Genomic DNA, 25,436 nt, shown 5'->3' on the forward strand with positions numbered 1-25,436 from the left:
CACATCCAACCAGGGAGGATACCGGATGTCTTTGAAGAGCACACTTCGTGCCGCAACCGCGCTCGCGTTAATTACATCGAGCAGCGCTTTTGCAGAAGGCCACAGCGCTACAATCACCATCGCGACAGTGAACAACGGCGACATGATTCGTATGCAAGGCTATACAGACCAGTTTACCGAAGAGACCGGGATCGCCGTCGAATGGGTTACACTGGAAGAAAACGTACTACGTCAGCGTGTCACAACGGACATCACCACCAACGGTGGTCAGTTCGACATCATGACAATCGGCATGTACGAAACACCGATTTGGGGTGCCAACGGCTGGCTCGTTGCACTTGATGACTTGTCAGAAGAGTATGATGTCGGTGATATCCTGCCCGCGATGGCAGGTGGTTTGTCCCATGAGGGCACACTTTATGCGGCACCTTTCTATGGCGAAAGCTCCATGGTGATGTACCGCACAGACCTGATGGAAGCTGCTGGCCTTGAAATGCCAGACGCACCGACATGGGACTTCATCGCCGAAGCAGCTGCTGCGATGACCGACCGCGACAACGACATCAACGGGATTTGCCTGCGTGGTAAGGCCGGTTGGGGTGAAGGCGGCGCATTCATCACTGCGATGTCCAACTCATTCGGTGCACGCTGGTTCGACATGGACTGGAACGCACAGTTCGATACAGAAGAATGGGCGAATACGCTGAACTTCTACAAGGACATGATGGATGCATCCGGTCCTACAGGTTATGCCACAAACGGCTTTAACGAAAACCTGTCGTTGTTCAACCAAGGCAAGTGCGGCATGTGGATTGATGCCACAGTGGCTGCTTCTTTCGTGACAGGCGACGATTCAACTGTCGCAGACAGCGTCAGCTTCGCTTTGGCACCAGACAATGGTTTGGGCAAGCGCTCTAACTGGCTCTGGGCATGGGCGCTGGCAATTCCTGCCGGTACACAGCAAGAAGCAGAAGCCAAGCAGTTCATCGAGTGGGCAACGTCCACTGGCTATATCGAACTGGTTGCTGAAAACGAAGGTTGGGCAAATGTACCACCGGGCGCGCGTACATCGCTGTATGAGAACCCTGCGTACCAAGAAGTGCCTTTCGCCCAGATGACACTGGACTCGATCCTGTCGGCTGATCCAACTGACTCGACTGTCGAAGAGTCCCCATACGTTGGTGTTCAATTCGCTGCGATCCCAGAGTTTGCGGGTATCGCAACAGAAGTTAGCCAGGAATTCTCAGCCGCTTACGCTGGTCAGCAGACCGTCGAAGAAGCACTTGAGAAAGCACAGGCGATCACAAACGAAGCTATGGAAGCTGCTGGCTACCGCTAAGCGTTTCTCCCGTATCGTGGGGCGGCGCCCCGGCACCGCCCCACGATCATCTACCCAGACCTCTCTTATTTTCGATCCGTAACGTAATCAGACGGCTTGTCCGTCCACGCTCGAGGTGTATCTAATGGCCACCAAAGCTTCCCGATCCGCTGCCCGTATCATGATGGCGCCCGCCGTGATCCTGCTCTTGGGCTGGATGCTGGTCCCCCTAATTATGACACTATGGTTCTCTTTCCGGAACTATCTACCACTGCGTGGTGGTGATCTGGGCTGGGCCGGGTTTGATAACTACACCCGCTTTGTGACGTCCAGTGCGTTCTGGCCGTCCGTACAAACGACCTTGGTTATCGTGCTTGGTGTTCTTGCGATTACAGTGATCTTTGGCATTTTGTTGGCACTGTTGCTTGACCAACCAATGTGGGGTCAAGGTGTCGTCAGAATTCTTGTGATTGCACCCTTCTTTGTCATGCCAACCGTATCCGCGTTGGTGTGGAAGAACATGTTCATGGATCCCGTCAATGGTGTGTTTTCGCATGTTTGGCGGTTCTTTGGCGCCGAACCTGTCAGTTGGTTGTCGGATGCATCACTGCCGTCAATCATCATGATCGTCAGCTGGCAATGGTTGCCTTTCGCAACGCTCATCCTGTTGACCGCAGTGCAGTCATTGGACAGCGAACAGCTAGAAGCGGCCGAAATGGACGGAGCACCGCATCTCAAACGCTTCTGGTTCATTGTCCTGCCACACCTTAGCCGCGCGATCACGATCGTGATCCTGATCCAAACGATCTTCCTCCTTGCGATCTTTGCAGAGATTTTCGTCACCACAGGTGGTGCCTTTGGAACGCGGACATTGTCCTATCTCATTTTCCAGCGCGTGCTGGAAAGCCAAAACGTTGGTCTTGGTTCCGCCGGTGGCGTTTACGCCATCATCCTTGCAAACATCATCGCGATCTTCCTGATGCGGATCGTTGGTAAGAACTTGGATTAATATCATGGCACGTTCTGTTACAAACAACCGCAAGATCATCAACACAACCTTCGCTTGGGCGATTGGCCTGCTGATTTTCTTTCCAATCCTTTGGACGATCCTGACAAGTTTCAAATCTGAGGCACAAGCCATTGCTGCGCCGCCGATCTTTATTGGCTTTGATTGGACTTTGGAAAACTATCGGGTCGTGCTTGAGCGTTCTGACTACGGCCGCTTTTTGTGGAATTCTATCATCATCGCAGGATTATCTACGGTTCTTGGCTGTATGATTGCCATCCCTGCGGCATGGTCGATGGCCTTTGTACCATCCAGACGCACCAAAGATATCCTGCTCTGGATGCTCTCGACCAAGATGCTTCCAGCGGTGGGCGTACTTTACCCGATCTACCTGCTTTTCATCAAAATGGGGCTGTTGGATAGCAGGGCTGGTCTTGTTGTCGTGTTGATGTTGATCAACCTGCCGATCATTGTCTGGATGCTCTATACTTACTTTAAGGAAATCCCCGGAGAGATCCTTGAGGCTGCCCGTATGGACGGTGCAACATTGCGGCAGGAGCTGATCTATGTGCTGACACCAATGGCTATTCCGGGCATTGCGTCAACACTTCTACTCAACTTCATTCTTGCTTGGAACGAAGCCTTCTGGACACTCAATCTCACAGCCGTCAATGCAGCACCGCTGACGGCATTCATTGCAAGCTACTCCAGCCCTGAGGGATTGTTCTTTGCTAAGCTAAGTGCTGCTTCGACAATGGCCATCGCGCCAATTCTCATCCTTGGCTGGTTTAGCCAGAAACAACTTGTGCGCGGCCTGACCTTTGGCGCCGTGAAGTAAGGAAGTCGACACATGGGACAAATACAACTCAAACAAATCACAAAAAGCTTCGGCGATGTACAGGTGATACCACCGCTTGATTTGACCATCGAAGATGGGGAATTCACGGTTTTCGTCGGCCCGTCGGGCTGTGGTAAATCCACGCTCCTGCGCTTGATCGCCGGGTTGGAAGATATCACAAGCGGCCATATCGAAATCGATGGCACAGACGCCACCGACCTTGTACCTGCCAAGCGCGGTCTTGCGATGGTGTTCCAGTCCTATGCGCTTTATCCGCATATGTCGGTACGCAAGAACATCGCCTTTCCCCTGCGGATGGCCAAGATGGACACAGCCGAGATCGACAAAAGGGTCGAAGGGGCTGCCAGTGTTCTGAACCTGACCGATTATCTGGATCGTCGCCCCGGTCAGTTGTCCGGTGGTCAACGTCAGCGCGTGGCGATCGGGCGCGCGATTGTACGTGAACCCTCTGCGTTCCTCTTTGACGAACCGCTTTCCAACCTTGATGCCGCACTGCGTGTGGGCATGCGCATGGAAATCTCGGAATTGCACGAAAAGCTTGCCACGACGATGATTTATGTCACGCACGACCAAGTTGAAGCGATGACGATGGCCGATAAAATTGTTGTACTGCAGGCCGGTGTGATCGAGCAGGTTGGCTCACCACTTGAGCTCTATCGCAAACCGCGTAACACCTTTGTAGCAGGCTTCATCGGCTCACCAAAGATGAACCTGATCACAGGGGCCGAAGCTGAAAAGCACAGTGCAGCAACCATCGGTGTTCGGCCCGAACACATCGACGTCGTTGAAAGTGACGGTCAGTGGCAGGGCACGGTCGGTGTGGCCGAGCACCTTGGCTCTGACACGTTTTTCCATATCAACAACACTGGATTAGCCGAAACGCTGACGGTTCGCGCGATTGGCGATGTGAACCTGAAACATGGCGATACAATCCATCTGACGCCACGCACAGATGAAATGCATCGGTTCGACCCGGACGGTTTGCGCATCGCATGAACCGGCTAGTCGGCAAAGCCGCACTGATTACAGGGGCCGCCCGCGGGATCGGGCTGGCCTTTGCCAAGGCCTATGTGGCCGAGGGTGCACAGGTGGCGCTGGCCGACGTTGATTTTGCAGCGGCACAAGCCGCCGCCGCAGACATCGGTGATAGGGCAATGGCCGTTAAGATGGACGTGACTGATCAAACCAGTATTGATGTCGGTATCGCCGCAACGGTGGCAGCATTCGGTCAGATCGATATTCTGGTCAACAACGCTGCGATCTTTACCGCCGCACCGATTATCGAGATCACACAGGAAGATTACAAACGTGTCTTTGATATCAACGTATCGGGAACGCTCTTTACAATGCAGGCCGCAGCCAAACACATGATCACACGGGGCAAGGGCGGCAAGATCATCAATATGGCCTCTCAGGCAGGACGACGTGGTGAAAGCCTTGTAGGGGTGTACTGCGCCAGCAAGGCGGCAGTGATCAGCCTGACGCAATCGGCGGGACTGAACCTGATTGAACATGGGATCAACGTGAACGCCATCGCACCAGGTGTCGTTGATGGCGCGCATTGGGATGGCGTTGATGCATTCTTTGCGAAATATGAAAACAAAGCACCCGGCCAGAAAAAGGCCGAAGTGGGGGCCGCTGTCCCCTTTGGACGGATGGGCAAGGCAGAGGATCTGACTGGCATGGCCGTTTTCCTCGCCTCGCCTGAGGCAGATTATATCGTTGCACAAACATACAATGTGGACGGTGGCAATTGGATGAACTGATGAAAGACAACGTACGGCAGGAGGGCCCCATGACACTCAGTAACACGGGTCTTCAGAACTTGCCGGCATCTGTTATAGTGCCGCAGTATGACCGGGACGTGTTGACCCCTGGCATTGTCCATATCGGGTTGGGCAATTTTCACCGTGCGCATCAGGCATGGTATCTGCATCGCCTGATGCAACAGGGCCTCGCGCATGACTGGGCTATCGTTGGTGCAGGCGTGCGCCCCGGCGACGCCCAGCAGCGCGACCGGCTGGCCGCCCAAGACTATCTGACCACCTTGATTGAATTGAAACCATCGGACACCACAGCCGAAGTGATCGGTTCCATGATCGGTTTTGCCCTGGTCGCCCCCGATAATGCCGCATTGACTGCGCAGATGGCTGATCCCGTCATCCGGATCGTATCGCTGACCGTGACAGAAGGTGGCTATTTCATTGATCCCGCGACCAAGGGGTTTGACGCACAACATGCGGATATCCAGCATGATGCCGCACACCCCGATACACCATGCACGGCCTTTGGCGCGATTATCGCTGCTTTGAAACAGCGGCGCAGCGCAGGGACAGGACCATTCACCTGCATGAGCTGCGACAACCTGCAAGGCAATGGTGCAATACTACGGCAAACTGTGGTGTCGCTGGCCCGCTTGTCAGACCCTGATCTGGCCGATTGGATCGATACCAACTGCACGTTTCCCAATTCCATGGTCGATTGCATTGTTCCCGCCACCGGACCGAGTGAAATGGAATTGGTGCATAGTCTGGGAATTGATGATGCATCGCCCGTGACACATGAAAACTATCGCCAATGGGTAATCGAAGACAGCTTTTGCGCTGGCAGACCCGATTGGGACAAGGTTGGGGCGACATTTACGGATGACGTGCACGACTTTGAAGCGATGAAAATTCGTGTCTTGAACGGTGGCCACCAGATCGTTGCAAATGCGGGTGAACTGTTGTCAATCGAAACGATTGCCGAATGTATAGCGCACCCAAAAATCGCTGCCTTCTTCCAAAAGACCGCACAAGAGGAAATCCTACCGCATCTGATGGCGGTTCCAGGCATGGAACCAACAGCCTATGTGGACCTGATCAAAGAGCGTTTCGCCAATCCACGCATTGTCGACACAACCCGGCGTGTGGCCTTTGACGGCTCTTCGCGTCATCCCGGCTTTGTGATCCCCTCGATTAAAGATGGATTGGCCGGGAATACCCCTATCGCGGGGCTGGCCTTGGTCGAGGCGGTTTGGGCGCGCATGTGCGCCGGAACACGCGAAGACGGCAGCGAGATCGCGGCGAACGACCCATTCTGGGATGATTTGAAAGCAACCGCGCTGAAAGCAAAATCATCGGCGCAGATCTGGCTGTCGCAGGAACAGTATTACGGCGATCTGGCACAGAACGCGCTTTTTGCAGAACGCTTTGATCACTGGCTACAATTGATATGGCGCGACGGGGTCGAAGCAGCCATGGCAGAGTATCTTCAGACCCCCTAAACTGGCGCTGCACTGGCGGATATTTTCCGCCGGGCAGGACCAGTTACAAAACTTTTACTTGAATTATGAGGGCTTAGGCCCCACATGCATCTTGCAGACGTTACACAACTCGACCACTGTTTTCCCTTTCGGCTACAGTCTCTCGATCTTGACACTGACTCGGCCAAGCTGTCGCAATCTCGCGGACAGCATTGATACTAAAGGAAAAACACGATGGCTACTGGCACCGTGAAATGGTTCAACACAACAAAAGGCTTCGGCTTTATCGCACCCGATGGCGGCTCTAAGGATGTTTTCGTTCACATCTCCGCTGTTGAGCGTTCTGGCCTGACAGGCCTGCAGGACGACCAAAAAGTTACTTTTGACGTCGAAGCTGGCCGTGATGGCCGCGAATCTGCGGTAAACCTCGCGCTCGCGTAAGCGATTGTTTGAGCATTCGTAGCGCGCGGGTTTCGCGCGCTACACACCATTGTTCACGAATAGTGATCAATCAAACCCTCATATCCTTGAAATTTGACCCAGATTGTGGCAGAATGTCGCGGCAACGTTGACTAATCGACCACTGTTTCCCAACCGGCCCAGTCTTTCGATCACGTTTGACCGCGCCGCGCCGCTGCATTCCCGCGAGCGGGTAATATAAGGAAACAAGGACATGGCTTCAGGCACTGTCAAATGGTTCAACACCACCAAAGGCTTTGGCTTTATCGCACCCGACGGCGGTACCAAGGACGTTTTCGTTCACATCTCAGCCGTTGAGCGGTCTGGTCTGACCGGGCTCAAGGATGACCAGAAGGTCAACTTTGATATCGAAGCTGGGCGTGATGGGCGTGAAAGCGCCGTGAACCTGACACTCGCCGATTAAGGCAAATTTGTTGTTTAGCGCATTTATGGAAATGGGCGCCTGCATCAGGCGCCCATTTTCTTAATCCAGAACGAAAGTGACTTTCATCACGACACGGTATTCATCAATCTTACCGTCTTTCACAGTGACTTTCTGATCAGCAACCCAAGCACCCGTAATTCCCTTGAGGGTTTTAGAAGCCCGCTTAATTCCATTCTCGACGGCATCATCAAATGACTTTGATGAGGACGAAATGATCTCTGTCACCTTTGCAACTGACATGGTCTTCTCCCTATTTTTGGTCGTTGGTGTCACAGCCTAGCGTTATGCCCCGGCCCAGTCCACATCATCAGCTTTTTCAACCCGCAGCCGACCGTCCGGGAAGGGTTTCATCAGTTCTTTGACCGGGTCGTCGTCATCATTAAACCACTGCATAAGCTGGTTTTCCGTCAGGATGACCCCCATGCGATGATGAATGTCGCGAACATCCGCCGATGGCGCGCAGGTTATCGTTGCCACCTGAGGCACTTGTACGCCGCCCGGCCCGTGCCACACGTCATAGATCGCGGCGAAATATAGCAATGCGCCATCCTTGCGGGTGATCCGCCACGGCTGTTTGCGCCGCACCGCACCGGTCCATTCATACCAGCCACTTGCCGGCACGATCGCGCGTTTCACGTCTGCAAAGGCGGATTTATCGAACACAGTCTCAGAACGCGCATTGATGATGGTTTCCATCACCGGGCGCCCGCGGGCATTCATGCGCCCAACAGGGATCATACCCCAGCGCATATGCTGCACACCCATTGAAGTCAGTGCGATCACCTCTTGGCCCGGCGCGATATTCAGGCGTGGCGGATCATCCATGCCACCGATACTTTCGATCAAGAAGAACCGCCCAGGCATCGCCTATTGAGCCGCTGTCACAAGATCGCGCACAGTCGGCCCGATCGCCGCAACAATGACCGAAACCCCTTCGGCATTGGGGTGAATGCCATCGGCCTGCATGAATTCTGACATGCCATCCTGCATACCAGCTGCCGCGCGCAGGCCTGCAGCAAAGTCAGCGTAAAGCGGAATGTCATATTTCACTGCAAGATCGGCATACATGCCTTCGAATTCTTGCTTGTAATCCAGCCCATAATTGGCGCCCACCGATAGACCAACCAAGAGCATCTCCACCCCTGCCTCTTGTCCTGCCGCCAAAATGCCGTCCAGATTGGCACGGCTGACCGCGGGATCAATCCCGCGCAAATAATCATTGCCACCCAAGGTCACGATCATTGCGTCCACATCCGGTGTCAATGTCCACGCCACACGACTAAGCCCGCCTGCAGTCGTATCACCCGATACGCCCGCGTTCATCACCGTCACATCCACGCCTTGCGCGGCCAGCCAGCTTTCCAACTGGGGTACAAAACCATCGCCCTGCGTTAGACCATACCCTGCCGTCAGGCTGTCACCCAAGGCGGCAACTGTCACGGTTTCGGCCTGCACCAAAGTCGCTGTCAGCAAAACTGCGGCACCCAACTTGGCAGCGCGCCAAACGGCACCATATGCAACGTAAGACCCCTGCACAAAGGCCGCCAAGATGACAGAACCTGTTTTATCCATCGCCAATGCAAACCTGTCGCTCGACGGCAACGCGGGACAGGTCGATATACTGCATGACATTTCGCTTGAGGTCACCGCCGGGGAAACGCTGGGGCTGGTCGGGCCGAGTGGGTCTGGCAAATCATCGCTCCTGATGCTCATGGGCGGGCTGGAACAGGCAACATCGGGTCAGATCACGGCATTGGGCCAGGATCTGACGGCGATGGACGAAGACCAGCTTGCCCTCTTTCGTAGGGACAATATGGGGGTGGTGTTCCAATCTTTCCACCTGATCCCGACGATGACAGCACTTGAAAACGTCGCAACCCCATTGGAATTGGCCGGTGCGAAGGATGCATTCGACCGCGCCAAGGCCGAGCTGGAAGCGGTGGGCCTTGGCAACCGCGTCGATCATTACCCCAACCAAATGTCTGGTGGCGAACAGCAACGCGTCGCCCTTGCCCGCGCATCGGCCCCGCGCCCGCGCATCCTGCTGGCCGATGAGCCAACAGGCAATCTGGATGAAACCAACGGGCAGGCGATTATTGATGTGCTTTTTGGTCTGCGCGACCGGCATGGGGCCACGTTGATCATGGTCACCCATGCGAACGAATTGGCAAACCGCTGCGACCGGGTCGTGCGTCTGCGCGACGGGCGTATTGATGCACCTGTTGCAAAGGCTGCGGAATGAGCCTCGCCATCTCAGCCCGGCTGGCTGCGCGTGAATTGCGCGGCGGCTTGCGCGGGTTTCGCGTCTTTCTGGCCTGTCTGGCGCTGGGTGTGGCAGCCATTGCCGCCGTTGGCACCGTCCGCGCCGGGATTGAGGCGGGGCTCAAGCGCGATGGCGCGGCCCTGCTGGGCGGTGATGCAGAGGTCGAATTCACCTACCGCTTTGCGCGCGATGCTGAACTGGCGTGGTTGGAAGAGATTGCAGAAAATGTTTCTGAAACCGTCGATTTCCGGTCCATGGTTGTGGTTGAACGAGACGGCGAAACAGAGCGTGGATTGACCCAGGTACGTGCGGTCGATGACATGTATCCGTTGATCGGTGCGGTGCAATTGGAACCGCCGATGACCCTGGACGCAGCGCTGGCAGATAAAGGTGCCGTGATGGAACCTGTGCTTGCCGACAGGCTGGCCTTACAAGCGGGTGATACATTTCGGCTGGGTGAGCAGGCATTTACCCTGCGCGCCATTCTGGAACGTTATCCCGACAATGCCGCTGGCGGTTTCGGCCTTGGGCCACGTACTGTAGTATTAACCGATGATCTGGCGACATCTGGTTTGCTGATGGAAGGGACGCTGTTTTCAACAGAATATAGGCTGGACCTACCCGATGATGCGCCTCTGCAAACACTGGAAGACCAAACCAACGCTCAGTTTGCCGACAGTGGCTTACGCTGGCGCGATAGCAGGCGGGGCGCTGGTGGTGTTGCGCGCTTTGTAGACCGGATCGGCGCGTTCCTGATCCTTGTAGGCCTTTCTGGTCTTGCGGTTGGCGGCGTTGGCGTTTCAGCCGCTGTGCGCGCTTATCTGGCGGGCAAGACAAGCGTGATTGCAACGCTCAAGACGTTGGGGGCCACACGCAGGATTATCTTTCAAACCTATTTCATTCAGATCGGGGTGCTCACCCTTTTGGGCGTTCTGATTGGCGTGGTCATCGGCGCGGCCCTACCCCTCCTCTTCGCCCCCTTGATCGAAGCACGCCTGCCTATTCCCGCGGTATTTGCCCTCTATCCGGCACCGTTGATTGAGGCTGCGATTTACGGCCTGCTTGCCGCACTTGTTTTCACCCTTTGGCCACTCGCCAAAACGGATGATATCCGTGCTGCAACCTTGTTCCGGGATGCCTTTACGGCCAGTTCTGTCTTGCCTGCACGGCGCTATCTGATCGTGATTGCCGGTCTGATCATCATTTTGATCAGTACTGCGATCTTGTTTTCAGGGACCGTTTTCCTGACGCTGTGGACGGCGGGGGGCATTGCGGGATCACTGGCTATTCTTGTGTGCGCCGCCATCATCATCCGCTGGCTGGCCCGGCGGTTCCGCAAACCTGCACGCGGGCGCCCTGCCCTGCGGCTGGCGTTCGGCGCAATTGGCGCGCGCGGGGGCGAGGCAACATCTGTGGTCCTATCGCTAGGTCTGGGGCTCACAGTCCTTGCGTCAGTGGGCCAGATTGACGGCAACCTGCGCAATTCCTTTTCAAACGATCTGCCAGACGTGGCGCCCAGTTATTTCTTTGTCGATATTCAACCTGACCAGATCGACGACTTTCGTGCGCGCCTTGATGGCGACGGCGCGGTTGCCCGCGTCGATACGGCACCTATGCTGCGTGGTATTATCACGCAGATCAACGGACAGCCCGCCTCTGAGGTCGCGGGAGAGCACTGGGTCGTTCAGGGCGACCGCGGCATCACCTACGCCGACACGCAGCCCAACGGCACAGAAGTGACCGCTGGCCAATGGTGGCCCGAAGGCTATGAGGGCCCGCCGCAGATCAGTTTCTCTGCCGAAGAGGCGATAGAGATGGGCCTGCAACTGGGTGATATGATGACGGTCAACGTGCTGGGCCGCGACATTACAGGAGAGGTCACCAGTTTTCGCGATGTCAGTTGGGAAGATGCCGGGATCGGCTTTGTTCTGGCCATGAACCAGGGCGCGCTGGCCGGTGCGCCACATAGCTGGATTTCTACCGTTTACGCAGACGAAGAGGCCGAAGCCGAGATCCTGCGCGATCTGGCCACCGCATATCCCAACATCACGGCGATCCGTATCCGCGACGCGATTGATCAGGTAATTGAACTGGTTGGCGGGATTTCCGCAGCCACGCGGTATGCAGCGCTAATCACGCTGGTTACTGGCTTTCTGGTGCTGATCGGTGCTGCAGCCGCTGGTGAACGCGCCCGGACGTTTGAGGCCGCAGTCCTCAAAACACTGGGCGCATCGCGGCGGCGTATCATCACCAGCTTTGCGTTACGTGCGGCGATCCTCGGCTTGGCTGCAGGGATCGTTGCCTTGGGTGCTGGCATCATTGGTGGTTGGGCGGTCTCGACCTTTATTATGGAAACCAGCTATACGATCATCTGGTCAAACGCACTGATGATCATTGGCGGTGGGGTGCTTGCTTCACTATTGGCCGGCCTCGCATTTGCATGGCGTCCGCTGTCGGCCAAACCGGCGCAGGTCTTGCGGGCGCGCGAATGAACAATCCGGCGTTTTTCGGTTATGGCAGCCTCGTGAACCTTGCGACCCATGCTTATGACGATCCGCGCCCGGCTGTCCTGCATGGCTGGCGGCGTGTTTAGCGGCGGACGCATTTGCGCGAGGTGGCCTACCTTTCAATCATGCCCTGCGGACAGACCAGTTTGCATGGCGTGATCGCCCGTGTCCCCGGCGCAGATTGGGCCGCGCTGGACCAGCGCGAGGCGGCGTATCAGCGGCATGATGTCAGTAAAACAATCCGACATGATGGCCCCGCAGCTACCCACGGCAGTTTATGAAGTCAGGCCAGAGCATATTATAGAACACGAAGATCACCCCATTCTGCTGAGCTATCTCGATGTGGTCGTGCAAGGCTATCTGCGGATGCATGGGCTGGGCGGCGTTGCGCATTTCTTTGAAACGACCGCCGGGTGGGGTTTGCCTGTTTTGAATGACCGTGCGGACCCGATTTATCCGCGTCATCAAAGCTTGAGCGTTAAAGAACAGGCCTTGGTGGATCGTCACCTAGCGGCGGTGATGGAGCAGGCTGAATAAGCGCGCTTGCCGGGAGAAGGGCTCCGTTTCCTCTGCCTCTGCCTCTTGATGGGTCAGAACATGGCGGGCCAGCAGGACAGCAACAGTCGCAAAGACCGCACCACCCAGATACTGCCCGATCAAGACGCCGGGTGCGCCAAACCAGGCCGCACCCACGATCACAAAGGGGATGGTGCCCAGCGTGTGCCGCCCCCAATTCACGATTGTGGAATAGAACGGATGCCCAAGGTTATTGAACGCCGCATTGGCCACAAAGATCACGCCATTGAAAAAGAACATCAGCGACAAAGGGCCAGCGAAAAGGAACACAATTGTAAGGGCGATGCCGTCTTCCAATTGAAACAGTATCTGCAGTCCCGGACGCGCGAGGTAAAAGAGAGCTGAGACAATAATCACGACCATACCCGTAAAAAGCATGCCATCGCGGACAGTGCCTCTGACGCGGTCATGTAACGCGGCGCCAGCGTTCTGACCAATGATCGGCCCGATCGCGCCCGACAACGCAAAGATGACCGCAAAACCAACAGGCGTCATGCGGGCGACGATAGCCATGCCAGCGACGGCTTCTTCCCCGAATTCGGCCATGGTGCGGGTGACATAGGCTTGGCCAATGGGTGTGGCCAGCTGTGTGAGGATCGCAGGGATAGCAATGGCAAGAATGGGGCGCAGATCGATCGTCAGGCTGCTTGGTGTGGGCTTGTCGAACCCGCCATAGTGGCGGATCAACGGCAGCAAGGCAGTGATCGCAATCACGACCCGCGCACAAACACTGGCGAGCGCCGCACCCGTCAACTCCAGATCGAGCCCGAAGATCAGGATCGGATCAAGCACCGCATTGACCAACCCACCCCAGATCGTCGCCATCATGGCACGGCGTGCATCACCATGCGCACGCAGGATCGCACCACCGATCATCCCGATCATCAAGAAGGGCAGCGAGGGGACGATGATTTGCAGGTAGTGCACCGCAAGTTCGCGCGTTTCGCCTGTCGCCCCAAGAAGCGATGCCAGATAGCTGAGATTGAACCATACGGTAGCGGCAAAAAGCGTGCCAAAGATTACGCCGTAGATCAGCGCGTTTATCGCGCGCCTGCGGGCCTCTTCTGCCGCACCTGCGCCCAATGCACGGGCGACCAGCGCCCCTGCTGCAATCGCCATGCCGATGCCGAATGACGTGGTAAAAAACAGGATGGCACCGGCATATCCAACTGCGGCAGCCAGTTCGGCCTTACCCAGCATCGAGATGAAGATCATATCGACAAAGTCGACAAGGAAAACAGCCATGAGACCAACGGATGCGGTCAGTGACATCACCGAGATATGGCCAAAAAGGCTGCCGTGCGTGAACTTGGCCTGGGCATCTGGGACTTTGGTGTCACTCATCACTTATGGAGCGCAGGACAGCGCGCAAATATCAAGCGATTTTGTTGTGAAGCTTAGGCGTCGAATGTAGGGCGCGTCTGCAAAAGTGGCATGACATCCGCCATCTCCGGCCCGCGTTGCCGCCCTGTCACCGCTTTACGCAGCGGCATGAAAAGGCCCTTGCCTTTGCGGCCCGTCGCCTCTTTCACCGCGGTTGTCCATTCACCCCATGTTTCCGGCGTATAGGGCAGCGGCGGCAGCATGGCGAAGGCTTCTGCCACAAAGGCGCGGTCTTCGTCTTCGACCAATGGTGTAGCCCCATCGCGGAACAGCACCCACCAGTCTGCCACATCATCTAGGCTGTTGATATTATCACGCACCACGTTCCAGAATGGTTCGGCCAGGTCATCCGGCACACCAGCCGATGTTAAAACATCGGCCACGTCATCAGCACTCAGCGTGGCCAAATAGCGCGCAGTCAATGGGATCAGGTCTTCGGCGTCGAACTTGGTGGGAGCAGAGCCAAATTTTGACAGATCGAAGCCTGCAACCACCTCGTCAATATTGCTGCGCAGCTCAACCGGATCGGATGACCCAAGACGTGCCATAAGTGAAAGGATCGCCTGCGGTGCGATCCCCTGTTTGCGCAGATCACGCAGCGCCAATGTACCAAGGCGTTTTGACAACGCCTCACCCTGAGGTCCGGTCAGCAATGAGTGGTGGGCAAAACGAGGCACCGCACCATCCAGTGCTGCGATCATCTGGATTTGGGTTGCGGTGTTCGTGACGTGATCAGAGCCACGCACGACGTCGGTAATCCCCATTTCGGTGTCATCCACGACAGACGCCAAAGTATATAGAATTTGCCCATCGTTCTTGAACAGCACCGGGTCACTTACCGATGCCGCATCAATCGAGATATCGCCGATAATCCCGTCGGTCCATTCGATCCGCTTGTGATCCAGCTTAAACCGCCAATGCGAGCCGCGCTCAGCGCGCAATGTGTCTTTCTCGTCATCTGAAAGTTCCAGCGCCGCACGGTCGTAGACCGGGGGTTTGCCCATGTTCAGTTGCTTCTTGCGCTTGAGGTCCAGCTCAACTGGCGTCTCAAAACACTCATAAAGCCGCCCCATATCGATCAGCTTTTGCTTGGCGGCCAGATAATTTTCAATCCGTGCCGACTGATGCTCGATCCGGTCCCACGTGAAGCCAAGCCATGTCAGGTCATCTTTAACGCCTGCGATATATTCGTCCTTGGACCGTTCCGCATCCGTGTCGTCGATCCGCAGGATGAAGGTCCCGCCTTGCTGCCGCGCAATGGCATAGTTGAAGAGCGCGGCACGTAGGTTGCCGATATGCAACCAGCCTGTAGGCGATGGGGCGAATCTGGTGGTGGTCATGAATGCGTCTCCTGTTGGAGGGCTTTGAGCATGAGACGCGAGCGATGTCCAGTTTGGCAGATGCCGGACCGGGGCGCGGCCCCGGACCCCGAAGTTTGATTGGACGAAGAAAGAGGGTTTATGTCGGCATGATCGGCCAGCGGCTGCCCAAATCGGCGAGGCCTGCGTGGATCAACTCTTCCAGCACAGCCATGTCGATGTCAGCCAGTTTGTTCACGTAGAGACAGGACTTGCCGATCTTGTGTTTGCCCAAACGCGCGAGAATTGCTTTGAAATCGGCATATCCGGGCATGATGTAAATCGAGAGGTTGGCCTTACGCGGACTGAAACCGGTGGCGAGGAAATCACCGCTCCGCCCGCTGTCATAGGTGTAGTGGTACTGGCCATAGCCGATAATGCTGTGCCCCCACATTTGCGGTCGCCAACCCGTTACATCCTGAAAGAGTTGGTTGAGCGTTTGTGCATCGGCCTGTCGTACAGGATGGTCAACTGCGTCGAGGAAATCATCGACGCTTTGAGTTGTCGCTTTGGTTTTGTTATCGGCCATGAGGCATTTTAGCACCTGCTCATGCGATCTCAAAACGATCGTTTCAGCTACTATCGCGCCAGCGGTTGACGATTGGATAACGCCGATCAAGCCAAAATGCGCGGTCTGACAAGCGTGGACCGGGCGCAGACTGGAAGCGTTTGTATTCGCTGATGTAGATCAGATGTTCGACCCGTTTGACTGTATCGCGATCATATCCCGCTGCCACGCAATCGGCGACAGACCGATCGAGATCGACCAGCATGTAAAGAATACCGTCCAGCACGTCATAGGGCGGCAGGCTGTCTTCGTCTTTCTGGTCGGGCCGCAATTCGGCAGAGGGTGGTTTGTCAATGATCGCGACAGGTATCACCTCGCCTGCGGGGCCTTTCATCCAATTTCGGTGATTGGCGTTGCGCCAGCGTGCGGCTTCGAAGACGCGTGTCTTGTACATGTCTTTGATCGGGTTATAGCCGCCCGCCATATCGCCATAGATCGTGGCATAGCCGACGGCGACTTCGGATTTATTGCCGGTTGTCAGCAACATTTCCCCGAACTTGTTCGATTGCGCCATGAGCAGCAGACCACGGAGGCGGGATTGGATGTTTTCCTCGGTCAGGTCAGCCGCCAACCCCTCAAAGAGGGGGGCGAGCGCTTCGGTCACTGCTGCGCGCGGCCCTGCGATACTGATCGTGTCGTATTTGCATCCCAACGCATTGGCGACAGCGGCGGCATCATCCAGTGAACCTTGTGACGTATACTCGGACGGCAGCATGACACAGCGCACGTTCTCTGCCCCCAGCGCATCAGTCGCAATTGCCGCAACGATGGCGCTGTCGATACCGCCAGAAAGGCCCAGCAGCACTTTTTGAAAGCCCGTCTTGCGCATATAGTTACGCAAAGCTTCGACCATGACACGGTAGTCCTGCTCCAACATGTCGGGCAATGTTGCCTTGTCGCCGTCCAGCGCGACCCAGCCGTCATCTGTCAGCGCGAAGTCAACATGGGCGAATCCCTCGTCCATGATCGGCATCTGAACTGCCAATTTTCCGCCACGATTAAGGACAAAAGACCCCCCATCGAACATCTGATCATCCTGCGCGCCAACCATATTGACGTAGACCAAAGGCACGTCATTTTCGATCACCCGGCTGACCATGTTATGCATGCGAATAGGGAACTTGCCGCGAAAGTAAGGGGAGCCATTGGGAACCACCAAAATCTCGGCACCGCTTTCGACCATCGCTTCGCAGACATCCGGGTACCAGGCATCTTCGCAGATCGGATTGCCGATGCGTGCCCCGTTGTTAAGGGCGTGGGGGCCTGCAATGTCAGCGCTCTTGAAAAGGCGGACTTCGTCGAAGACGTTGAAGTTTGGCAAGAAATGCTTGCGCGCACGCGATACGATTTCGCCGCCACGCAAAGTGAAATAGGCATTGTAAAGCCGCTCGTCCTCGACCACTGGCGCACCGATAGACAAGCTGGGGCCGTCTGCACAATCCTGCGCCAGAGCCAGCAAATGGACCATTGCATCGGCCACAAAGGCAGGCTTTGCGACAAGGTCTTGCGTTTGATAGCCCGTCAAAAACATCTCTGGCAATACAACCAGATCAGCACCAGCCGCTTTGCCTTCGGCCCAGGCCGCGCGCGCTTGGTCTGCGTTGCCTGGAATGTCCCCTACTGTGGGATTTAACTGTGCCATGGTGAGGCGTAGAATTTTTGTCATAGTTTTGTCCAAATAACTTGTCATGCATGTAGCAGAAAGAGGCGCGGGGGAAAGCCGTTTGACACTTTCGGCTGTTAGCCGTTGTCAGGTGGCATCTCGTCTCATAAGCTGCGCGAACTATAGAGCGATCGGAGAAACTGATGACGTTGTTTGGATTACCTAAAGCTGTGGCGGTCGCCATTATCGCAGCAAGTGTGGCATCGGGTGCGGCAGCACAAGACGTTCAAACCAAGCAATATGATGATGGTGGCATTTATGAGGGCACCTTCGTTGATGGCAAACAGGATGGCACTGGAACCTACCGCCTCCCCAATGGCTATGAATATACAGGTCAATGGGTTGCAGGTGAAATTCGTGGCGAAGGTATCGCGACATTCCCCAATGGGTCGGTTTACGAAGGATCATTCGCCGCAGGAAAGCCAGAGGGTCAGGGGCGCATCACCTTTGCCGATGGCGGCACTTTTGAAGGCGAATGGGTCGATGGCAACATCACAGGACAAGGCGTTGCGCAATACGCCAATGGCGTGACCTACGAAGGTGAATTCCGCAATGCGATGCATCACGGTGTCGGCACGATGACCAGCCCGGGTGGATATATTTACGAAGGCGCCTGGCTGAATGGCGAAAAGGAAGGTGAAGGCAAAATCACCTATCCTGATGGCGCTATCTATGAAGGGACGCTGCGAGGCGGGGAACGTGACGGCAACGGCACGCTGACCATGGCTGATGGCCTTGTGTACAGCGGCGCTTGGGTTGACGGACAAATCCAAGGTGACGGCACATTGTCCCAGCCAAACGGTGATGTTTATGCAGGTTCCTTGGTCAATGGCCGCCGCGAAGGCGAAGGATCGGTCACATATGCCAACGGCGATAGCTATGAGGGAACGTTCCTCAATGATCGCCGCCACGGCACTGGCACATTCCGAGGCACAGATGGCTACGTCTATGTCGGCGCTTGGGTCGAAGGTAAGATCGAAGGCGAAGGTGAAGTGACCTACCCGGACGGTTCTGTTTACGCGGGCACATTTGTCAACGATCTGGCGGATGGGACTGGCAAGATCACCTATCCTGATGGATCCACCTATGAAGGTGAGTGGCAAGCAGGTGTGATCAATGGTGCGGGTGTAGCGACATATGTGAATGGTCTTGTTTACGAAGGCGAGTTCCTGAACGCCAAGAACCACGGTCAAGGTAAGATGACCTATGCGGATGGCTACGTCTATGAAGGGCAATGGTCCGAAGGGCAGCGCAACGGCTTGGGCCGGGCGGTATATGCCGATGGCACTGTCTACGTTGGTGAATTCCTGAACGGCCAGCGCAATGGCGATGGTGAGATCACTTTGCCCGATGGCTTCAACTATGTTGGCGAATGGCAAGACGGCGAGATCAGCGGCGAAGGTCTTGCGACCTATGCCAATGGCGATGTCTACGAAGGCAATTTTGTACGTGGGCGCCGCGAAGGCGAAGGCACAATGCGCTATGCCACAGGTCAGGAAAGCATCGGCATCTGGTCCGATGGTGCGCTGGTGTCCGAGACGACCGGTAGCGAATAAACACTCTTAGCATTGCAGAACAACGCCGGTCCTTTGGGCTGGCGTTGTTCGTTTCAGGTGCCTAAACTGGCTGACCCGCATCCATGCGTTGCAAGAAATTATCTGCTTCTTGCAAAACCGTCTCGCGCCGCGCACCGTCCATACGGTCCCAAACCCTGTACATATTGCCCATCCGAGGATTGCCCGAGAAACGCTCTCGGTGCCGGTCCAGAAAATGCCAATACAGAAGGTTGAACGGACAGGCATCTTCGCCCGTTTTGTCCTGCACCCGATATGCGCAGGACCCGCAGTAATCTGACATCTTGTGAATGTAATTCCCTGATGAGATATAGGGCTTTGACGCAATGATCCCGTCATCGGCGAACTGGCTCATTCCGATCACATTGGGCGCCTCAACCCATTCGTAGGCATCGGCATAAACCGCCAAATACCATTCATGCACCTCTGCTGGATCAATCCCCGCCAAAAGCGCAAAGTTGCCCGTCACCATCAGGCGTTGGATATGATGCGCATAGGCTTCGGCCTTGGTTTGGCCCACCGATTTGGCGACGCAGTTCATCTTGGTTTCCCCGCCCCAGTACATCGCAGGCAGCTTGCGATCATGGCCTAACGCATTACGCGCGGTGTAATCCGGCCCCTCGCGGAAATAGATGCCACGCACATATTCACGCCAACCAATGATCTGGCGAATGAACCCTTCCACAGCATTCAGGGGTGCCGCACCTGCGCGATAAGCCTCTTCTGCCTTCTGGCAGACCTCCAACGGATCAAGCAGGCCTGCGTTAATATAAAGCCCGATGATCGCGTGATAGAGGAACCGGTTGTCGTTCAACATCGCATCCTGAAAGTCGCCAAACTTCGGCAAGCCGCCTTTCAGCCAATGCGCCAGATGCTGACGGGCCTGCCCGGTATCGGTGGCAAACCAGAACGGCTGTAAGTCGCCAAAGTTGTCACCAAAACGGGCACCCACAAGCGCAAGCACCTCGGCGACCGTCTTATCCGGGGCAAATTGCATCGGCCCGGCGTAGTCCACCTGATCGGGGGCAGGCTTGCGATTGTCGTGATCGTAGTTCCACTTGCCACCCTCGGGCTTGTCATCGTCCATCAAAAGGCCGGTCTTGCGTCGCATATCGCGATAGAAATACTCCATTCGCAACTGCTTACGACCCTCGGCCCACTCTTCAAACTCTTGATGTGTCGCGATAAAACGGGTGTCCGGCAGGCTATGGGTCTTGAGGGGCATATTTCCCAACGCTTCAATCAAGCGCCACTCACCGGGCTCTGTATAAACCACGCCAGCTGCATCATGTTCTACAGCACGGCGGATCAGCTCTCCTGTGATCGAGCCTGAATTCTCGGGATCATCCAGCTTAGTGTAGGCAACTGTCCAACCGTCATCGCGCAACTTTTGCGCAAACTTGCGCATCGCAGAAAAAGTGAACGCTATCTTCTTAGGATGATGCGGCACATAGCACGCCTCATCCGCCACCTCTGCTATGACCACGACATCCTCAGCCTTATCCGTTTTGAGAAGGGCCGACAGGTCTATTGATAACTGATCACCCAGAACAAGAACCAACCTCACCAGACAATCTCCTGCCCAGCGTAGTCATAAAAACCACCAGATTGTTCCGGGCTCAGCTTGGCCATCACATCCAGCAGGTTGGCCGCTGCCTGCTCTGCCGGAACGGTCTTGTGACGGCCAGCGTAATTCTGCGTGAAAGGCGTTTCGACGGTACCGGGATGCAACGCCACACAGATCGATTGCTTATGCGAGCGCCCCAACTCAATCGCTGCCCCATGCACAATCTGATTCAGCGCCGCTTTGGAGGCGCGGTAAGAGTGCCAACCGCCGATACTATTGTCGCCGATTGAGCCCACGCGCGCAGAAAGCGTGGCGATAGCACTGCGCCTGTCTTTGGGCAAAAGGTGGGCGGCATGCCGCAAGATCAAAGCCGGGCCAATCGTGTTTACCGCAAAGACACGGGCCATATCATCAGGCTTGATGGCAGAAAGTGCCTTTTCAGGTGCTCCCCACAATGGCGCCAAAATGCCAACAGCCACGAAAACCAGGTCAAAGGGGTCCGTCTGCGCGGCCAAGCCCCGTTCAACCGACGCCGGGTTGGCCACGTCAAACCCATCAACCGACCGCGAAAGGCCCGTGACGTCCCATCCATCACACATCAAATGCGCCGAAACCGCCGATCCAATCCCGCCACTTGCCCCAATCACCAATGCGCGCATTTAATTCTCCTTTGACTTGTTGCGATTTAGCGCCACCTCAGCAAGGGACAAGGAGGATGACAATGCGCACCGCTATCACGTTCCTGATGTTGCTGGCGGCTCCCGCAACAGCGCTAGAGCTGACTTATCAGACGAGCTACGACCTCAACCGCCCCGCCAGTCTTGATTACGACCCAACCTTTTGTGGGCTTTGGATCGCCAACGAAGGGCCAGAGGTGATCTTGGTCACTTTGCAGGGTGATGAACTGCGTCGCCTCACCAGCGACCTGACCCGGATCAAGGCGATCACGATAGAGGGCGATAACCTTCTTGTGGCGGATGGTCTGGGCAGTTTCCAAAGGATCACCAAGAACGGTGTGGCGCTGGCTGATCCATTCCAATCTGATGTGGGCTGGGCGGATACCGAAGGGCTGACTATCACCGAGGACGGGACCGTGATCATGGTCGAGGATGACCCTGAACGCATGACCTGGCTGAACCCCGATGGCACCATCCAGCGCCAAATCAGCACGCTGTCACTCGACCCACCCCTGACCGAAGCGCAAGGCATCGCGCGTGATCCACGCACAGGGCATCTGCTGATCGTGGATGACATGGAAGGCACCAACAGCCTGTATGAATTCGACGCGACGGGCACTTTGCTGGGGACGACATCCCTGCGCCCCTACGGCATGGACCCTGAAGGGATCGCCATTCGCCCCGGCTCAGGCCAGGTCTTCATTGCGTTTGACAGTGGGGCTACAATTGCATCTTTCGATTACCAGCCAACGCTTCCTACAGGTGCCGATCCACTGCCGCCAGAATCCGATTGCCTGATGTTCTAACGCAATTGCCCCTGCTTCAACTGGAACAAAAAACTCCCGCACGGAGCGCATTTGACACTTTCCAACAGCGCAGAGCTTTGTATAACTGCGAGAATGATGATCTGCGCACATATCACAAACTCAGCCCTCGCGGGGCTGCTTTCGCGCGACATCCTACTCCTTAGCTGCCTCTGAGCGTGCCTGCCGGCGCGACCGCTCAGAGGGTGAAACGCGCCAAAATATGCTAAGGACTAAAGGAATTTCAAAATGACCAAATCGAACGAAGTGTTGATCTTCGACACCACCCTGCGCGACGGCGAACAGTCACCGGGTGCGACCATGACGCATGACGAGAAACTGGAAATCGCGGAGATGTTGGACGACATGGGCGTCGACATCATCGAAGCGGGCTTTCCCATCGCTTCAGAAGGCGACTTTCAGGCGGTGAGCGAGATTGCCAAACTGGCCAAATCAGCCACGATCTGCGGCCTGTCCCGCGCCAACTACAAAGACATCGACCGCTGTTGGGAGGCCGTGAAACACGCCAAATCGCCGCGCATCCACACCTTCATCGGCACCTCGCCCCTGCACCGGGCGATCCCGAACCTTGATATGGACGAGATGGCCGAGCGTATCCACGATACCGTAACCCATGCGCGCAACCTTTGTGACAACGTGCAATGGTCGCCCATGGATGCGACCCGGACCGAGTGGGATTATCTGTGCCGTGTGGTCGAGATTGCGATCAAGGCAGGTGCGACGACGATCAACATTCCAGATACCGTCGGATATACGGCACCTGTTGAAAGCGCCGATCTGATCCGCAACCTGATCGCAACTGTGCCCGGTGCGGATGACGCGATCTTTGCTACCCATTGTCACAATGATCTGGGCATGGCGACCGCAAACTCGCTAGCCGCTGTCGAAGGCGGTGCGCGTCAGATCGAATGCACGATCAACGGACTGGGCGAACGGGCCGGCAATACGGCATTGGAAGAGGTCGTGATGGCGCTGAAAGTGCGCGGCGACATTATGCCGTACACGACCAAAATCGACACACGTAAGATCATGAATATCTCGCGCCGCGTCGCCACGGTTTCGGGCTTTGCTGTTCAGTTCAACAAAGCCATCGTTGGCAAGAACGCTTTCGCCCACGAAAGCGGTATCCACCAAGACGGCATGCTGAAGAACCGCGAAACCTTCGAGGTGATGAAGCCCGAAGATGTGGGTCTGGCGGGAACGTCCCTGCCTTTGGGCAAACATTCTGGTCGGGCTGCGTTGCGCGCCAAGCTGAATGAGCTGGGGTTCGACCTGGCGGACAATCAGTTGAACGATGTCTTCGTGCGGTTCAAGGATTTGGCCGATCGTAAGAAGGAAGTCTTTGACGATGATTTAATGGCATTGGTCACCCAAAATGACGCAGAGGACGACCGGCTGAAGCTGAAATCCCTGCGCGTCATCTGCGGCACGGATGGGCCCCAGAAGGCGGATATGGTGATGGAGGTTGACGGCTCGGAGGTTGAAACATCAGCCACGGGCGATGGCCCGGTGGATGCCACCTTCAATGCGGTGAAAGCCATTTTTCCGCATGGCGCAGGCCTGCAGCTTTATCAGGTGAGCGCAGTGACTGAAGGGACCGATGCGCAAGCAACGGTTTCTGTCCGGATGGAAGAGGATGGGCGTATTGCGACGGGTCAATCTGCGGACACTGATACGGTTGTGGCAAGCGCCAAAGCCTACATCAATGCGCTGAACCGACTGCTTGTGCGGCGTGAACAATCAGAGCCTGGATATGACGTCAAAGGCGTCAGCTACAAGGACGCTTAAGACAACAAGGGCGACTCAGTCTTGGAGCGGCGATCCATTTCGATGGGTCGCCGCTTTTCTTTTGGACAAAGCCAGAATGATCTGGAAGCCACGCCCTATTCACTGCCATAGTTGAAAAAGTATAATATCTCTCGTTTCATTTCTGAAATATGGGCCAAATAGAGCAGGAAAATGCAAGTGGCAGATTGCTGCCGCGTTTCCTATTGCAAGGGGTTCTATCCCCACTGCACTGTCTCTATAACCACATGAAGCCGCAAGACTGGGATTACGCGGCAAAGACACACTGGGATTGGGAAGGCCACTGGCATGGCAGGCTTCGGCGGATTGTTTTCATCAGATATGGCGATTGATTTGGGCACAGCGAACACGCTGGTCTATGTCAAAGGCAAGGGCATCATTTTGTCCGAACCTTCGGTGGTTGCCTACCATGTCAAAGACGGCGTGAAGAAAGTTCTGGCCGTTGGCGAAGACGCCAAGCTGATGCTGGGTCGCACCCCCGGCAGCATTGAGGCGATCCGCCCGATGCGTGATGGTGTCATCGCCGACTTCGACACCGCCGAAGAGATGATCAAGCATTTCATCCGCAAAGTGCATCGCCGCTCGACGTTTTCTAAGCCCAAGATCATCGTCTGCGTCCCACACGGCGCGACACCTGTTGAAAAGCGTGCGATCCGTCAGTCTGTGTTGTCTGCTGGTGCACGCCGCGCGGGGCTGATTGCCGAACCAATTGCGGCCGCCATTGGCGCTGGCATGCCAATCACCGACCCCACTGGCAACATGGTCGTCGATATCGGTGGTGGGACTACCGAAGTCGCGGTGCTGTCGCTGGGTGACATCGTTTATGCGCGTTCCGTCCGCGTCGGTGGTGACCGCATGGATGAGGCGATTATCAACTATCTGCGCCGCCAGCATAACCTGCTGATCGGTGAAAGCACGGCGGAGCGGATCAAGACATCCATCGGCACAGCGCGGATGCCCGACGATGGCCGTGGCCAGTCGATGCATATTCGGGGCCGTGATCTGCTGAACGGTGTGCCAAAGGAAACCGAGATCAGCCAGGCGCAAGTGGCCGAAGCTTTGGCCGAACCCGTGCAACAGATTTGCGAGGCGGTGATGACAGCCTTGGAAGCGACCCCGCCCGATCTTGCCGCAGACATCGTCGACCGTGGTGTCATGCTCACTGGGGGTGGAGCTTTGCTGGGTCAATTGGATCTGGCCCTGCGTGAACAGACGGGTCTGGCGATTTCCGTAGCGGATGAGTCACTCAATTGTGTAGCATTGGGCACAGGTCGCGCTCTGGAATATGAAAAACAGCTGCGGCATGTGATAGACTACGATAGCTAAACCAACGCGAGGG

The 25,436-nt window shown here is 56.0% G+C and carries 23 protein-coding genes and 1 pseudogene; 15 read left to right on the forward strand and 9 right to left on the reverse strand.

Translation table 11 applies throughout. The features are described 5' to 3' along the window. Positions 1-25 precede the first annotated feature (25 nt). The 8 genes from BC777_RS08495 to BC777_RS08530 all read left to right on the forward strand — a co-directional run bounded on the left by BC777_RS08495 (position 26) and on the right by BC777_RS08530 (position 7,310). Positions 26-1,339, forward strand: coding sequence for an ABC transporter substrate-binding protein (locus BC777_RS08495; RefSeq protein ID WP_100367640.1), 1,314 nt, complete (start codon positions 26-28; stop codon positions 1,337-1,339). A 124-nt stretch (positions 1,340-1,463) separates the two neighbouring features. Beyond that, complete coding sequence (locus BC777_RS08500; RefSeq protein WP_100367641.1) at positions 1,464-2,327, forward strand: carbohydrate ABC transporter permease; 864 nt, start codon at positions 1,464-1,466, stop codon at positions 2,325-2,327. Positions 2,328-2,331: 4 nt separating this feature from the next. Next, positions 2,332-3,162: a carbohydrate ABC transporter permease gene (locus tag BC777_RS08505; RefSeq protein ID WP_100367642.1), complete on the forward strand. Its 831-nt coding sequence runs from the start codon at positions 2,332-2,334 to the stop codon at positions 3,160-3,162. 12 nt (positions 3,163-3,174) lie between these two features. Then, positions 3,175-4,179 carry an ABC transporter ATP-binding protein gene (locus tag BC777_RS08510; protein ID WP_100367643.1) on the forward strand — a complete coding sequence of 335 codons (1,005 nt, stop codon included), beginning with the start codon at positions 3,175-3,177 and terminating at the stop codon, positions 4,177-4,179. Then, positions 4,176-4,949 (forward strand): L-iditol 2-dehydrogenase, encoded by a 774-nt coding sequence (locus tag BC777_RS08515; protein ID WP_100367644.1) that lies wholly within the window; start codon positions 4,176-4,178, stop codon positions 4,947-4,949. The genes BC777_RS08510 and BC777_RS08515 overlap by 4 nt, the downstream gene beginning before the upstream one ends. A gap of 29 nt (positions 4,950-4,978) precedes the next feature. Beyond that, positions 4,979-6,448, forward strand: a complete 1,470-nt coding sequence (locus tag BC777_RS08520) for a mannitol dehydrogenase family protein (protein ID WP_211095341.1) — start codon at positions 4,979-4,981, stop codon at positions 6,446-6,448. Positions 6,449-6,661: 213 nt separating this feature from the next. Further along, positions 6,662-6,868 (forward strand): cold-shock protein, encoded by a 207-nt coding sequence (locus tag BC777_RS08525; RefSeq protein WP_008231132.1) that lies wholly within the window; start codon positions 6,662-6,664, stop codon positions 6,866-6,868. A gap of 232 nt (positions 6,869-7,100) precedes the next feature. Then, entirely contained in the window at positions 7,101-7,310 is a 210-nt protein-coding gene (locus BC777_RS08530) for a cold-shock protein (RefSeq protein ID WP_100367646.1), read from the forward strand. 60 nt (positions 7,311-7,370) lie between these two features. Here the strand turns inward: BC777_RS08530 and BC777_RS08535 are convergent, their stop codons facing one another. Genes BC777_RS08535 through BC777_RS08545 form a run of 3 tightly spaced genes read right to left on the reverse strand, consistent with a single transcriptional unit; the run spans position 7,371 to position 8,903 of the window. Beyond that, the gene (locus BC777_RS08535; protein WP_100367647.1) at positions 7,371-7,571 is read right to left on the reverse strand and encodes a dodecin family protein; all 201 of its coding nucleotides are present in this window, start codon (positions 7,569-7,571) and stop codon (positions 7,371-7,373) included. A gap of 42 nt (positions 7,572-7,613) precedes the next feature. Further along, positions 7,614-8,177, reverse strand: a complete 564-nt coding sequence (locus tag BC777_RS08540) for an SOS response-associated peptidase (protein ID WP_245834209.1) — start codon at positions 8,175-8,177, stop codon at positions 7,614-7,616. A 21-nt stretch (positions 8,178-8,198) separates the two neighbouring features. Then, positions 8,199-8,903, reverse strand: coding sequence for an arylesterase (locus BC777_RS08545; RefSeq protein ID WP_100367649.1), 705 nt, complete (start codon positions 8,901-8,903; stop codon positions 8,199-8,201). On the opposite strand from BC777_RS08545, the gene BC777_RS08550 reads away from it, so the two are divergent. From BC777_RS08550 to BC777_RS08560, 3 genes and pseudogenes are all read left to right on the forward strand, one after another. Further along, positions 8,881-9,573 (forward strand): ABC transporter ATP-binding protein, encoded by a 693-nt coding sequence (locus tag BC777_RS08550; RefSeq protein WP_100367650.1) that lies wholly within the window; start codon positions 8,881-8,883, stop codon positions 9,571-9,573. The genes BC777_RS08545 and BC777_RS08550 overlap by 23 nt on opposite strands. Then, positions 9,570-12,086 carry an ABC transporter permease gene (locus tag BC777_RS08555; RefSeq protein WP_100367651.1) on the forward strand — a complete coding sequence of 839 codons (2,517 nt, stop codon included), beginning with the start codon at positions 9,570-9,572 and terminating at the stop codon, positions 12,084-12,086. Before BC777_RS08550 ends, BC777_RS08555 begins: the two co-directional genes overlap by 4 nt. Then, positions 12,083-12,638, forward strand: a pseudogene (locus BC777_RS08560) (gamma-glutamylcyclotransferase). Before BC777_RS08555 ends, BC777_RS08560 begins: the two are co-directional and overlap by 4 nt. Here the strand turns inward: BC777_RS08560 and BC777_RS08565 are convergent. The 4 genes from BC777_RS08565 to BC777_RS08580 all read right to left on the reverse strand — a co-directional run bounded on the left by BC777_RS08565 (position 12,609) and on the right by BC777_RS08580 (position 17,652). Continuing rightward, entirely contained in the window at positions 12,609-14,021 is a 1,413-nt protein-coding gene (locus BC777_RS08565; RefSeq protein ID WP_100367652.1) for an MATE family efflux transporter, read from the reverse strand. The pseudogene BC777_RS08560 and the gene BC777_RS08565 overlap by 30 nt on opposite strands. 53 nt (positions 14,022-14,074) lie before the next feature. Continuing rightward, positions 14,075-15,400 carry a glutamate--tRNA ligase gene (gene gltX, locus BC777_RS08570; protein ID WP_100367653.1) on the reverse strand — a complete coding sequence of 442 codons (1,326 nt, stop codon included), beginning with the start codon at positions 15,398-15,400 and terminating at the stop codon, positions 14,075-14,077. Positions 15,401-15,518: 118 nt separating this feature from the next. Continuing rightward, complete coding sequence (locus BC777_RS08575; protein WP_100367654.1) at positions 15,519-15,947, reverse strand: DUF1801 domain-containing protein; 429 nt, start codon at positions 15,945-15,947, stop codon at positions 15,519-15,521. A 43-nt stretch (positions 15,948-15,990) separates the two neighbouring features. Next, positions 15,991-17,652 carry an NAD+ synthase gene (locus BC777_RS08580; RefSeq protein ID WP_100367655.1) on the reverse strand — a complete coding sequence of 554 codons (1,662 nt, stop codon included), beginning with the start codon at positions 17,650-17,652 and terminating at the stop codon, positions 15,991-15,993. A 140-nt stretch (positions 17,653-17,792) separates the two neighbouring features. On the opposite strand from BC777_RS08580, the gene BC777_RS08585 reads away from it, so the two are divergent. Next, on the forward strand, positions 17,793-19,205 hold the full coding sequence (locus BC777_RS08585; protein WP_100367656.1) for an MORN repeat-containing protein: 1,413 nt from the start codon (positions 17,793-17,795) through the stop codon (positions 19,203-19,205). Between the two features lie 61 nt (positions 19,206-19,266). On the opposite strand, the gene BC777_RS08590 is transcribed toward BC777_RS08585, so the two are convergent. After that, complete coding sequence (locus BC777_RS08590) at positions 19,267-20,790, reverse strand: cryptochrome/photolyase family protein (protein WP_281251785.1); 1,524 nt, start codon at positions 20,788-20,790, stop codon at positions 19,267-19,269. Continuing rightward, positions 20,787-21,449 (reverse strand): SDR family NAD(P)-dependent oxidoreductase, encoded by a 663-nt coding sequence (locus tag BC777_RS08595; RefSeq protein WP_100367658.1) that lies wholly within the window; start codon positions 21,447-21,449, stop codon positions 20,787-20,789. Before BC777_RS08595 ends, BC777_RS08590 begins: the two co-directional genes overlap by 4 nt. A 62-nt stretch (positions 21,450-21,511) precedes the next feature. On the opposite strand from BC777_RS08595, the gene BC777_RS08600 reads away from it, so the two are divergent. The 3 genes from BC777_RS08600 (at position 21,512) to BC777_RS08610 (ending at position 25,423) form a co-directional block, all read left to right on the forward strand. Continuing rightward, complete coding sequence (locus tag BC777_RS08600; protein ID WP_100367659.1) at positions 21,512-22,273, forward strand: YjiK family protein; 762 nt, start codon at positions 21,512-21,514, stop codon at positions 22,271-22,273. A 246-nt stretch (positions 22,274-22,519) separates the two neighbouring features. Next, on the forward strand, positions 22,520-24,079 hold the full coding sequence (locus BC777_RS08605) for a 2-isopropylmalate synthase (RefSeq protein ID WP_100367660.1): 1,560 nt from the start codon (positions 22,520-22,522) through the stop codon (positions 24,077-24,079). Between the two features lie 306 nt (positions 24,080-24,385). Next, positions 24,386-25,423, forward strand: a complete 1,038-nt coding sequence (locus BC777_RS08610; RefSeq protein WP_100367661.1) for a rod shape-determining protein — start codon at positions 24,386-24,388, stop codon at positions 25,421-25,423. Positions 25,424-25,436: the final 13 nt, after the last annotated feature.

Source organism: Yoonia maricola (assembly GCF_002797915.1).
GTDB classification, from domain to species: domain Bacteria; phylum Pseudomonadota; class Alphaproteobacteria; order Rhodobacterales; family Rhodobacteraceae; genus Yoonia; species Yoonia maricola.